At 62.5% G+C, this 12,324-nt stretch carries 8 protein-coding genes; 2 read left to right on the top strand and 6 right to left on the bottom strand.

Annotation, left to right across the window (positions count from 1 at the left end; translation table 11 throughout):
* Positions 1–4 precede the first annotated feature (4 nt).
* The gene (locus B9Z51_RS11995; protein ID WP_233254947.1) at positions 5–2,314 is read right to left on the bottom strand and encodes an AMP-binding protein; all 2,310 of its coding nucleotides are present in this window, start codon (positions 2,312–2,314) and stop codon (positions 5–7) included.
* Between the two features lie 296 nt (positions 2,315–2,610).
* Between B9Z51_RS11995 and B9Z51_RS11990 the strand changes: the two genes are divergently transcribed.
* Entirely contained in the window at positions 2,611–3,795 is a 1,185-nt protein-coding gene (locus tag B9Z51_RS11990) for an acyl-CoA dehydrogenase family protein (protein ID WP_108375051.1), read from the top strand.
* 922 nt (positions 3,796–4,717) lie between these two features.
* Here B9Z51_RS11990 and B9Z51_RS11980 read toward each other — a convergent pair.
* Genes B9Z51_RS11980 through B9Z51_RS11970 form a run of 3 tightly spaced genes read right to left on the bottom strand, consistent with a single transcriptional unit; the run spans position 4,718 to position 8,383 of the window.
* The gene (locus B9Z51_RS11980) at positions 4,718–5,743 is read right to left on the bottom strand and encodes an XdhC family protein (protein ID WP_108375047.1); all 1,026 of its coding nucleotides are present in this window, start codon (positions 5,741–5,743) and stop codon (positions 4,718–4,720) included.
* A 16-nt stretch (positions 5,744–5,759) separates the two neighbouring features.
* The gene (locus B9Z51_RS11975; protein ID WP_108375045.1) at positions 5,760–7,901 is read right to left on the bottom strand and encodes a molybdopterin cofactor-binding domain-containing protein; all 2,142 of its coding nucleotides are present in this window, start codon (positions 7,899–7,901) and stop codon (positions 5,760–5,762) included.
* A 17-nt stretch (positions 7,902–7,918) separates the two neighbouring features.
* Positions 7,919–8,383: a (2Fe-2S)-binding protein gene (locus B9Z51_RS11970; protein WP_108375043.1), complete on the bottom strand. Its 465-nt coding sequence runs from the start codon at positions 8,381–8,383 to the stop codon at positions 7,919–7,921.
* 294 nt (positions 8,384–8,677) lie between these two features.
* Between B9Z51_RS11970 and B9Z51_RS11965 the strand changes: the two genes are divergently transcribed.
* Positions 8,678–9,622 carry an SMP-30/gluconolactonase/LRE family protein gene (locus tag B9Z51_RS11965; RefSeq protein ID WP_108375041.1) on the top strand — a complete coding sequence of 315 codons (945 nt, stop codon included), beginning with the start codon at positions 8,678–8,680 and terminating at the stop codon, positions 9,620–9,622.
* A 260-nt stretch (positions 9,623–9,882) separates the two neighbouring features.
* Here B9Z51_RS11965 and B9Z51_RS11960 read toward each other — a convergent pair whose 3' ends face one another.
* Positions 9,883–10,506 (bottom strand): TetR/AcrR family transcriptional regulator, encoded by a 624-nt coding sequence (locus B9Z51_RS11960; protein ID WP_108375039.1) that lies wholly within the window; start codon positions 10,504–10,506, stop codon positions 9,883–9,885.
* 63 nt (positions 10,507–10,569) lie between these two features.
* On the bottom strand, positions 10,570–12,180 hold the full coding sequence (locus B9Z51_RS11955; RefSeq protein ID WP_108375037.1) for an alkaline phosphatase: 1,611 nt from the start codon (positions 12,178–12,180) through the stop codon (positions 10,570–10,572).
* Positions 12,181–12,324: the final 144 nt, after the last annotated feature.

Raw genomic sequence — 12,324 nt, 5'->3', positions numbered from 1 at the left:
TCACTCAGATAAGGGCTGCTTGCAGGGACTGCCGCAGTTCGCGTTTGACGATCTTGCCGTTGAGGTTGCGCGGCAGCGGCTCGGTGCCGATGGTCCAGGTCTCGGGCACGGCGTAGTCGGCCAGCAGCGGGGTGCAATACGCTTGCAAGGCGCTGGCCTGGGTTTGGTCATTGAGTTCACGCACGCACACAAAGGCATGCACGCGCTCGCCCAGCACGGCGCAGGGCACGCCCACCAGCGCGGCTTCCAGCACCTGGGGGTGTTCACACAAGACGTTTTCCACCGAGGCGCAATACACCTTGTAGCCACCCCGGATGATCACGTCTTTCTTGCGGTCCAGAACGCGCACAAAGCCTTCGGCATCCATGCTGCCGATGTCGCCCGAATGCCAGAAACCGCTGGTGAACTCGCTGGCGGTGGCCTCTGGGTTGTGCCAGTAGCCGCTGACCACCATGGGCCCTGCGATCCAGATTTCGCCCACGCCGCCTCGCGGCAATTCCTTGCCCTGCTCGTCCACCACGCAAATCTCACCGCAGGGCACCACCTGGCCCACGCTGTCGCGGTGCGCAGCGGTCTGGCCGGGCGGCATGATGGTGGCGGGGGAGCAGGTTTCGGTGGCACCGTAGGCATTCATCAGCTCCAAGCCGGGCAGCTTGACGGCCAGGCCATCGATGGTGGCGGTCGGCATGGACGCTCCGCCGTAGGCACCGATGCGCCAGTGGCTCAGGTCATGCTCTTGCAGGTCGGGCAAGAGCAGGCACAGGTTGTACATGGCCGGGACCATGATGGTGTGGGTGATTTTTTCAGCGCCCGCCAGCCGGATGAAATCGGCCGCCTTGAACTGCGGCATCACCACAATGCAGCCGCCGCAGTGCAGCATGGCATAAAGCTGGGCCACCAGACCGGTCACATGGCTCAGGGGCACGGCCACCGCGGTGCGGTCTTGCGCGCTCAGGCTCATCAATTGCGCGTAGTGCATCACCGAATGCACGATGTTCAGGTGGCTGATCATGGCGCCCTTGGGGCGGCCCGTGGTGCCCGAGGTGTAGAGCAGCACGGCCAAGTCGTCCTCAGCGCCCTCATGCGCCGTGTTCAGGGGCGGCGCCATCATGAGCGCGGCAAATGTTTCGAAGCCTTCACGCGTTGACGTGCCCGTCACAATGCGGCACGTCAAATGCGGCAGTTGCTCGGGCGCAGGTTGCAGGTCGGCCAACTCGGCGCCGCAAATGAGCGCCTTGGCTTCGGAGTTATTCAGCGCAAACGCCAGCTCCACGCCACGCGCTCTGGAGCTCACGGGCACCAGCACCGCACCCAGCCAGGCGCACGCCAGGGCGGCAATCACAAATTCGCTGCCATTGCCCAGGTGCAGGGCCACGCGGTCGCCCGCCACCACGCCGCGCTGGGCCAGACCGCCTGCGCATTTGCAGGCTGCGTGGTGCAGCTCATGCCAGCTCAGGCGCAGATCGCCACACACCATGGCCGCGCCTTGCGGAAACTGTCGCGCTGCGCTGCCCAGCATCTGCGCCAGCGTGGCGGGGCGCTCGGCATAGCAGCGCACGATGCGGTGGTCGAAATGGCTTTCGCGGCGGATGGCGGTTTTCAAGGCATCTCCTGCCAGGTTGGCGGTGGTGTGTTGGTCGTGCGGTGCGCTCAGCACACCGCGCATGAGCATCTCAATGCAATGGGTGACCGCGTCTTGCAGGCTTTTTTCAGAATGCGCTTCGGGCCGGTACCAGCGCCCGATACCGCCGATGGCCCCGACCACCGAAAACGCCCCCACCCCCGGGTCGCCCGCCATGATCCAGCCCTCGGACATGCCCTGCGCGATCAGGGCGCGAAAGTCTGCATCCACCTGGGCCTTGAGGTTGCGCAGTTCGTGGCGCCGTACTTCGGGCAAGGGGTCTTCACCCACCCGGCTCACGCACAAGCCAAAGTCACCGGTGACCACGCTGGCGTACAGCTGCATGGCCAGGCGCAGACGTTCGCGCCCGCTGTGCCCTTGCGCTTGCAGCGCCTGCAAGCCGTTTCGGAACATGGCCAGTTCACGCTCCACACACTCAAACAGGATTTGCTCCTTGTTGTCGATGTAGTAGTACAGCGTGGGCTTGGTCACGCCCAGACTTTGCGCAATGTCGTCGAGCGAGGTGCCCTGAAAACCCTTGCGTGTGAACAGGCGCGCTGCCGCCAAGAGCACTGCTTCCTTCTTGGTCTGGTGCTGTTGCTCCCGCTCCTGCCGAGCTGCCCAGGGTGAGGCGACCGAACCGGTAGTTCCTTTACCGGAGGTTTTGGCAGCAGTTTTTGTCGGCGTGGACACCATCAAATCTCTTTTCAAAACAACCGTTACTCGTGGGTAACTGAATTGACTTGAAATTCAATGTAGGGCAATGCCCACCCTTCGGATCTAGGGCATTCCCTGAGCTGCGGTGCAGCAACTGTCGACTGCGCGACAAGGTTGGGGTCGGGGTTTGCGGTGTGTGATGACCCCTGCGGGACAGGGAGTCACCCGGCTGACAGGTTCAAGCAGACCAAAGCTCTCACACTGCAAGCAAGCACTGGGCCTTGGCGGATGGCAAGGCACGCCCAGCGGCACACACCCCATGGAATGGACACATGAACTTTGACATCTCACCCGACTTGCAGGCGCTGCGTGAACGCACCCGCCAATTCATCGCCGAGCAGGTGATTCCGCTCGAAGGTGATCCCCGGCACGGCGCGCATGGCCCGTCAGAAGATTTGCGCCGCGAGCTGATCGAACGCGCCCGCGCAGCGGGTTTGCTCACCCCGCACGCATCGGTCGAGATGGGGGGCCTGGGCCTGAGCCACATCGCCAAGGCGGTGGTGTTTGAAGAGGCCGGTTACTCCAATCTGGGGCCCACGGCGCTCAACATCCACGCCCCGGACGAAGGCAACATCCACCTCATGGAAGAGGTGGCGACACACGCACAAAAAGAGCGCTGGTTGCGCCCCCAGACGACGGGCCAGACGCGTTCATGCTTTGCCATGACCGAACCCGATCCGGGCGCGGGCGCAGACCCCTCCATGCTCAAGACCACCGCGGTGCGCGATGGCGACGATTACCTCATCAACGGCCGCAAGTGGTTCATCACCGGCGCTGACGGGGCCGACTACGCCATCGTCATGGCCCGCATGGAAGACGGCTCGGCCACCATGTTCCTGACCGACATGAACCGGCCTGAAATCCGTCTGGAGCGCAACATGGACGCCATGGACAACTGCTTCACCGGCGGACACGGTGTGCTGTGCTTTGACAACTTGCGCATCCCGGCGACCGACGTGCTGGGCGAGGTCGGCAAAGGCTTTCGATACGCCCAAGTGCGCCTGGCGCCTGCTCGCTTGACGCACTGCATGCGTTGGCTGGGCCAGGCCCGCCGGGCGCACGACATTGCATTGGACTACGCCAGCCGCCGCCATGCCTTTGGCAAACCCCTGGCCGAGCACGAAGGTGTGGGCTTCATGCTGGCCGACAACGACATCGATCTGCACACCGCCCGCCTGCACATCTGGCACACCGCCTGGCTGCTCGATCAGGGGCAAAAATGCAACTTCGAATCCAGCCGCGCCAAGGTCGCCTGCTCCGAAGCCGAATGGCGCGTGGTCGACCGCTGCGTGCAGATTTTGGGCGGCCAGGGCGTCACGGCCGACACCCCCGTGATGCGCATCTTCATGGACATGCGCGCCTTCCGCATCTACGACGGCCCCAGCGAAGTCCACCGCTGGAGCATGGCCCGCAAAATCGTCCACCAAGCCACGACAGCCCACGCCGCAACCTCGTAGGTCGGCACGCGAAGAGCCCGACAGCTTTGTTCAGCGACAAGGCTTGAATGGGCTGGGCAGGTGCGCCTGCAGTGTCGGAGTCTTCGACCACCGACCTACAAAACCCAAAACTGCCCCTGCCCGTGGGTCGGCACGCGAAGAGCCCGACAGCTTTGTTCAGCGACTAGGCTTGAATGGGCTGGACAGGCGCGCCAGCAGTGTCGGGGTCTTCGACCACCGACCTACAAAACCCAAAACTGCCCCTGCCCGTGGGTCGGCACGCGAAGAGCCCGACAGCTTTGTTCAGCGACAAGGCTTGAATGGGCTGGGCAGGCGCGCCAGCAGTGTCGGGGTCTTCGACCACCGACCTACAAAACCCAAAATGGCCCCTGCCCGTGGGTCGGCACGCGAAGAGCCCGACAGCTTTGTTCAGCGACAAGGCTTGAATGGGCTGGGCAGGCGCGCCAGCAGTGTCGGGGTCTTCGACCACCGACCTACAAAACCCAAAATGGCCCCTGCCCTTGGGTCGGCACGCGAAGAGCCCGACAGCTTTGTTCAGCGACAAGGCTTGAATGGGCTGGGCAGGCGCGCCAGCAGTGTCGGGGTCTTCGACCACCGACCTACAAAACCCAAAATGGCCCCTGCCCGTGGGTCGGCACGCGAAGAGCCCGACAGCTTTGTTCAGCGACAAGGCTTGAATGGGCTGGGCAGGCGCGCCAGCAGTGTCGGGGTCTTCGACCACCGACCTACAAAACCCAAAATGGCCCCTGCCCTTGGGTCGGCACGCGAAGAGCCCGACAGCTTTGTTCAGCGACAAGTCTTGAATGGGCTGGGCAGGTGCGCCAGCAGTGTCGGAGTATTCGACCACCGACCTACAAAACCCAAAAGGACTCTGCCCGTGGGTCGGCACGCGAAGAGTCCGACTTGTATATGGCGAGCGCGGTCAGGAGATGGCGCAAGCGGTGATGCGGGAATCGCCGATGTCCAGGCTGCTCAGGGCGACGGCTTCGCCGCTGCTTGGCATGGCGCTGTTTTTGACCAGCACGATTTCGGCCACGATGGAGATGGCGATTTCGGCCGGGGTTTTGGCACCCAGGCTCAAGCCCACGGGGCCATGCAAGCGCGCCAGGGCTTCTTCGGTCAGGCCAAAATGCTCGGCCAGACGCTGTTTGCGGGTGGCTTGGTTGCGTCGCGAACCCAGAGCCCCGACGTAAAACGCCTGCGAGTTGAGGGCCTCGAGCAAAGCCATGTCGTCGAGTTTGGGGTCGTGCGTGAGGGCAATCACGGCGGTGTGCGCATCGGGTTCAATGGCGGCCACCACGTCGTCGGGCATGCCCATGACGCGGGTCACACCCTGCATTTGCAAACTGGCGGCGTATTCTTCACGCGGATCGCAGACCAGCACTTCAAAGTCGAGCGCCTGGGCCATCTGCGCCACGGCCTGGCTGAGTTGCCCTGCGCCAATGAGCAGCAAGCGCCAGCGAGGGCCAAACAGAGTGGTCAAGGTGATGCCGTCAAACGCCAGGGCGTCGCTGCGGCGTGCATCACTCAGCGTCACCGAGCCGTCTTTGAGCGAGACCGTGCGTGCCACCAGCTGGTGGGCGCTGGTGCGCTTCAAAATTTCTTCAATCCAGCCTGTGTCCTGCACAGGTTCTTGCACCAGGCGCAAGGTGCCGCCACAAGGCAGGCCAAAACGCGAGGCTTCTTCTTTGGTCACGCCGTAGGCGACCATGGACGGGTGTGTCAGATGCTCGTACTCACCGGCTTTGATGCGGGCGATCAGATCGTCTTCCACACAACCGCCAGAAACCGAGCCACTGACCACACCGTCATCACGCACGGCCAGCAGGGCACCGGGGGGCCTGGGGGCACTGCCCCAGGTTTCCACCACGGTGACCAGGGTCACACGGTGGCTGGCCTGTCTCCAGGCCAGCACGTCGGACAAAACGCGTAAATCCAGACTTTCCATCCGACGCTCCGTGGGCTCAGGCGGTGCGCAATGCGTCGGCCGTGATGGGCAGACTGCGAACGCGTTTGCCTGTCAAGGCCGCCACCGCGTTGGCAATGGCAGGTGCCGCCACAGCCGTGCCGGGCTCGCCGATGCCGCCGGGCTTTTCGGTGCTCTTGACCAACACGATGTCGATCTGGGGCGACTCGTACATGCGCACAGGCTCGTAGCTGTTGTAGTTGGTCTCTTGCACACGGCCATTGGCCATGGTGATCTGGTGCTTGAGCACCGCCCCCACGCCAAACACGATGCTGGACTGCAACTGGGCTTCCACGGTGTCGGGGTTGACCATGTGGCCCACGTCAGCGGCCACGGTGACCTTGTGCACGCGCACGCTGCCATCCTTGTTCAGGCTGACTTCGGCGACTTCGGCCAGGTAGCTGTCATAGCCTTCCATCAGGGCGATGCCGTGGGCATGGCCTTTGGGCAGTGGCTTGCCCCAGCCAGCTTTTTCAGCGGCCAGTTTCAGCACGTTGGCATAACGCGGTTTGCCAGACAGCATCTTCATGCGGTAGGCATAAGGGTCTTGACCTGCGGCTTTGGCCAGCTCGTCGACGAAGCTTTCGTTGGCGAAAGCGTTCATGCTGTGGCTCACGGCGCGCCAGTAACCGACGCGAACACCGGTGTCGTGAATCACCAGGTCGTGCTGGGTGTTGGGGATGTTGTAGCCAGTGACAGCGGCTTCGGCCATGAAGGGGTCCAGCGTGTCCTTGGGCAGGCCGAAGGCACGTTGCGTGACCGACTGCGAAGCCACCTTGAAGTGCAGGCCCACGGGCATGCCGTTGGCGTCCAGACCGGCCTTGAGCTGGTTGACACCGGCAGGACGGTAGTAGTCATGCATCATGTCTTCTTCGCGTGTCCACAGCAGCTTGACGGGCTTGCCCACAGCTTTGGAGATTTCGGCCGCCTGCACGACGAAGTCCAGCTCCAGACGACGACCGAAGCCGCCACCCAGGTAGGTGGTTTTCAGGGTGATGTCTTCGGGCTTGACCTTCAGGGCAGCCGCCACAGCGCCTTGGGCACCTTGCTGGAACTGGGTCGGGCCAATCAGCAGGACCTTGTCGCCTTGCACATGGGCCGTGAAGTTCATCGGCTCCAGAGGGGAGTGCGACTGCATGGGCGTCACGTATTCGGCTTCCATCACTTTGGCGGCACCTTTGAGGGCGGCGGCCACATCGCCTTGCGGCTTGGTGATCTCGAGGACTTTGCCGGACTTGGCCGCCTGGCGTGTGCCGTCGATGACGGAGGCTGTGCTCAATGCGGCACCCGCACCTTCGTCCCACTGCACCTTGACGGTTTCCATGGCTTTCTTGGCGCGCCACCAGGAGTCGGCCACCACGGCCACGCCGTCGCTGATCTGCACCACAGCCTGCACGCCGGGCATGCCTTTGGCCTGTGCACCGTCAAAGCTCTTGACCTTGCCGCCAATCACCGGGCACTGCAGCACTGTGGCGTAGACCATGCCAGGCACCTTGACGTCAATACCGAATTCGGCTGTGCCGTTGGTTTTGGCGGGGGTGTCCAGACGCTTGGTGCGCTTGCCGACAATGCGGAAGTCTTTGGGGTCTTTGAGGGCTGGCTTCTCAGGCACGGGCAGTTTGGAAGCGGCTGCGGCCAAGGAGCCATAAGTCGCTTTCTTGCCATTGGGGCCGAGCACCATGCCTTTGTCAGCCTTGAGCTGGCTGCGGTCTACGTTCCACTGTGCAGCGGCGGCCGAAATCAGCATCTCGCGCACTTGGGCGCCTGCCACGCGCAGCTTTTCCCAGCTGCCACGCACCGAGGTCGAACCCCCGGTGATCTGGGCACCCAGCAAAGCGTTCACATACACCGCACCGGGAGGGGCGTCCGTGACCTTGATCTGGTTCATGTCCACGTTGAGCTCTTCAGCCACCAGCATGGGCATGGAGGTGTAGACGCCCTGGCCCATTTCGGAGTGGGCGCTCAGGATGGTGATGTTGTTGTCGTCTGAAATATGCACCCAGGCGTTGGGGGTGCTCACGGTGCCAGCGGCCATGGCCTGGCCCAGTGTGCCCGGCAGGTGCAAAGCCATCAGCAGGCCGCCAGAAGCAGCAGCACCGGCTTTCAGGAACGAACGGCGTGAAGTTTGTGTATCGATCATGTGAAGTCTCCGGCTTTTCAGGCGTTGCGCATCGTGGCTGCGGCATCTTTGATGGCCGCCCGGATACGGGGATAAGTGCCGCAACGGCAGATGTTGCCGCTCATCGCGTTGTCAATGTCGGTGTCGCTGGGGTTTTTGTTTTTGGCCAGCAAAGCAGCAGCACTCATGAGCTGACCGGACTGGCAATAGCCGCACTGGGGCACATCGTGCTTGATCCAGGCCACTTGCAGAGGATGGGTGTTGTTCTTGGACAGACCTTCGACGGTGGCGACTTTTTTGCCAGCGACCGTGCTCAAAGGCGTTTGGCATGAGCGCACAGCTTCACCATTGACGTGCACGGTGCAGGCACCGCACAACGCGGCACCACAACCAAATTTGGTGCCGGTCATGCCCAGCTCATCGCGCAGCACCCACAACAGTGGGGTGTCGGTTTCGGCGTTGGCCTGTGCAGGCTTGCCATTGACTTGGAAATTCACGCTCATCAAGGTCTCCTCAAAGCGGTGTTGTTATGAACATCCGCTACCTTGAATCAAAACGCGCTGAATTCCACCCATGCAAACCCTGATACAAGCGTTTCGAGGGATCAATTTTTTCAAAATGAGACACTTGTGTGGGTTTTTTTTCCTATGCAACAGTTTGCATATTTTCCAGTCGCTGAATCTTTGTTTTCGCAAGTTCTTTTGGGTTACGTCCTGCCAGCGTCTGTCAGCGGGTGATGGATCGAGGGGCACAATGGGCACCCTCTGTCAAAGTCCTGACCCAAGTTCGCCCACACCATGTCATCCACCCCGGCCCTGCATTGGCAAGCCCTCACTACTCAACCCGATGGCTTGAGCGAATCACCGTTCTGGCACCCCCACGAGCAACGCCTGTATTGGGTCGATATTCCCGGCCGTCGCCTGGCGCGGGTGTCGGTTCATGACCAACAGGCGCAAGGCCCGGTGGACTATTGGCCCCTGAGCCAAGAGCCCGGATGCATCGCCCCCGTACACGGCGGCGGCCTCGTCATGGCCTTGCGTGATGGCATTTATCTGGCGCGTGAATGGGGTGGCCTCTTGCAGAAGCTGGCAGCCGCACCGTATGACACGCAACGCCTGCGTTTCAACGACGGCAAATGTGATCCCCAAGGGCGCCTGTGGGCAGGCAGCCTGTACGAGCCACGCGACCAGGCCCTGGGCGTCCTGTATGCACTGCAAGGGCATGACTTGTCCGACATGGCCCACGGCGCCACCACCGCCAACGGCCTGGCCTGGTCCCCGGACGCACGCACCCTGTATTGGGCAGACACCGCATCGCACCGCGTGCGCGCTTGGGATTTTGACCCGACCTTGGGCACCTTGTCGCATGAACGGCTGTTTCACCAATTCGCCCCCAAGCCCGCAGGCTGGACCTGGGGACAGCCGGATGGCCCGGCTTACGGCGGTCGCCCGGATGGCGCCACGGTGGACGCCCAAGGGGCTTACTGGTCAGCCCAGTACGAAGGCCAACGCCTGGTGCGCCTGTCACCGCAAGGCGAAGTGCTGGCCGTGGTCGAAACGCCCGTGCCCTGCCCCACCATGCCGTGTTTTGGCGGTGAAGACCTCCAAACCCTGTTCATCACCAGCTCCAGGCAGGGCCGCAGCGAAGCGGAACTCCAACGCTATCCCTTGGCGGGCTGCATTTTTGCAATGCGTGTGGACGTGCCTGGTTTGCCGGTGAATTTTTACCAACCGCAGGCTTGAACAGGCCGCTGGCGATGGGCGTGACCTGTTGGCGTGCAGATGTCGGGGTCTTCGACCGCCGACCTACAGGGGCTGCGTTGTAGGTCGGTACTCGCAGAGTCCGACGCTGCCTGTTCACCGACGCCACCACCTCATATGCTGTTGGCAGGCAAGCATTTGTCGGGGTCTTCGACCGCCGACCTACAGGGGCTGCGTTGTAGGTCGGTACTCGCAGAGTCCGACATGGGTGCGTTGGCACAGGCCCCATGCCGGGCCAGGGCTCAGCGGGCGTTCAGGCCGTCAAAGCAGGTGCTCATCACCATGTCCAGGATTTGGTCATCGCTGTGTTGCTCACCCATTTTGAGAAATTCGAGCACCGGGTCACACGCGCGGGCAAACAAGGTGTAGAGCACCGCCACGGCAGGCAGGGCCTGGTTGATGGCGCCTTGGGCCTGGGCTTGCTCAATCCAGCCACCCAGCGTGTCGCTGACTTCCATGAGGCCGTCCATGTAGTCCTTGCTGCCCATCAAGGTGGCGCGCAGGCTGGAGTTCTGGCTGGGCAGCGAAGGCATCTGGCCTTGCAACTTGAGCGTCATGGTCCAGCGCGTGACGGCCTTGAGTTGGTCCAGGGGTTTTTGGTCTGCGGGCAGTTGCGCAATGAACTCCTGAGCGCGGCGCATGGCGGTGACCATGGCAGCACAGGCGAGTTCTTCCTTGCTCGGAAAATGCTTGTAAAGACTGGCCTTGGCGATGCCCACTTCGGCGGCCACCTCGTCCACGGTCATGGCATCAAAGCCTTTTTCGGCAAGCAGGCGATTGACCGATTCGATGATCGCCGTTTCACGGGCCGCCAGCATCTGGACTTTGAAAGACTTCTTGGGCGGTTTGGTGACTTCAGTGTTCATTATTTCATTTTAGCGCTGCAGGCTAAATCGTGACTCTTTAGTAACTTTGTGGCACACCCAAACTCAACCCGGCAGCAGCCCCGCCACCCCTGACTGCACATGAAACTGCGCTTGCGTCTTGAACACTCCGTCGGCCTGCGCCGGGTAGGGTGTGGTTCTGAAATGGGCGCTGACACCTTCGGGTTTCACATCGATCAGGGTATAGCCCCGTTCATCAGCCCGCGCATGCAGGATGTCGGGATTGCTGTCCCGGATTTGCGCCAGCAGTTTTTCACCCAGCCCCCGCGAGGTGATGGAGGTGCTCACCAATTCGCTGGCCACCACGGGCGAGCGCTCGTCGTTGGGATGCACGCGCAGCTGGGCGGCCACGTTCATGTGCACATCACCCCCCAGCACCAGGACGTTTTGCAGACGTGCCTGAGCGATGGTGTGGAGCAGACGCGCTCTGGCTTGGGGATAGCCGTCCCAGCCGTCGGTGAAGGCGCTGCGGCCCAAAGGCGAGTTGACCCCGCTCGAACTCATTTGCGTGGACTGCGCCACCAGCTTCCAGCGCTTGGTGCTGCTGGTCAGGCCTTCGGTGAACCATTGCTCTTGCGCCTTGCCCAGCATGGTGCGCGAGGTGTCAGCCAACGCCTCGCAACCCATCACCACACGGCCGCCGCCCCGGTTGGGGTCCGGGCAGGCCTGGTGATCGCGGTACTGGCGGCAGTCGAGCGTCCACAGATCCGCCAGGCGCCCCCAGGCCATGCGGTCGTGGATGCGCATCTGGCTGGCGTTGGCCGGGTCTGGCCCCAGGCGCACCGGCATGTGCTCAAAGTAAGCCTGATATGCCGCTGCCCTGCGGCGCAAAAACACCTGTGGATCGGTGTAGTCGCGGTCCAGGTCGTTGGCGTAATCGTTGACCACTTCATGGTCATCCCAGGTAATGACCCAGCTGTGCGCCGCGTGGCAGGCCTGCAAATCGGCATCGGTTTTGTACTGCGCATGGCGCTCGCGGTACTCGTCCAGCTGCCTGGGCACGCCGCCTTGATGCTTGCGCAGCATGTGCTGCGGGTTGGAGCTTTCGTAGATGTAGTCGCCCACAAACAGCACCAGATCCAGCTCGCGCTGAGCCATCTCGCGATGCGCCACATAAAAGCCCTGCTCGTAATGCTGGCAAGACGCCAAAGCGATGCGCAAACGGTCCACCGCGTCGTTCACACCCGGACTGGTGCGGGCATGGCCTACAGGACTGATGGCATTGCCGCTCACAAAGCGGTACCAATAATGCCGACCCGGCTGCAAGTCCTGGGCGATCACATGCACGCTGTGGGCGCGGGTGGCGTCGGTCTGTACACGCCATTGGCGCACCGGCTGGCGCAAGGCGGGATCGGCAAACACCTCACACACCACGCTGATCGTCTGCGCCTTGAGGGCCGCATCAGCCTCAGTGATGCGAAGGCGCGTCCACAACACCACACTGCCCGGCTGCGGCTGGCCGCTGGCCACGCCCAGACTGAAGGGATTGATCTGCCAGGCGGGGCCTTTGTATGCGCCTTTGGCTGCCTCGGCCGAGCTGCTGACCGCCTGGGCCTGCGCGCCGGGCGCCAACCAAGGTGAGATCGCCAAAGCCAGGGCGGCACGGTTCCAGGCACGGCGGGTCAGGGGTGGAAGAGGGTCCGGTGTAAAGCTCATCCATCCATGTTAACGGTCTAGCAGGCTGCTGAAATACCCCCCTTGACGAAAGCCTCCCTTCAGCTTCGCCGTAGAAAATACCCGCATCACAAAAGCAGACAACTATGCGCGGCGCTGACACCTTCACCGAAAGCCTGTTTCTGA

It is taken from the genome of Limnohabitans sp. T6-5, from assembly GCF_003063315.1.
Taxonomy (GTDB): Bacteria; Pseudomonadota; Gammaproteobacteria; order Burkholderiales; family Burkholderiaceae_C; genus Limnohabitans_A.
Note: the sequence above shows the minus strand (reverse complement) of the source record. Positions and strands in the feature narration are given on the sequence as shown.

Excerpts from the sequence above, each read along its gene's own strand:
- B9Z51_RS11980 (WP_108375047.1), bottom strand. The coding sequence starts at position 5,743 with ATGGAAAGTCTGGATTTACGCGTTTTGTCCGACGTGCTGGCCTGGAGA.
- B9Z51_RS11990 (WP_108375051.1), top strand. The coding sequence starts at position 2,611 with ATGAACTTTGACATCTCACCCGACTTGCAGGCGCTGCGTGAACGCACC.
- B9Z51_RS11955 (WP_108375037.1), bottom strand. The coding sequence starts at position 12,180 with ATGAGCTTTACACCGGACCCTCTTCCACCCCTGACCCGCCGTGCCTGG.
- B9Z51_RS11975 (WP_108375045.1), bottom strand. The coding sequence starts at position 7,901 with ATGATCGATACACAAACTTCACGCCGTTCGTTCCTGAAAGCCGGTGCT.
- B9Z51_RS11970 (WP_108375043.1), bottom strand. The coding sequence starts at position 8,383 with ATGAGCGTGAATTTCCAAGTCAATGGCAAGCCTGCACAGGCCAACGCC.
- B9Z51_RS11960 (WP_108375039.1), bottom strand. The coding sequence starts at position 10,506 with ATGAACACTGAAGTCACCAAACCGCCCAAGAAGTCTTTCAAAGTCCAG.
- B9Z51_RS11965 (WP_108375041.1), top strand. The coding sequence starts at position 8,678 with ATGTCATCCACCCCGGCCCTGCATTGGCAAGCCCTCACTACTCAACCC.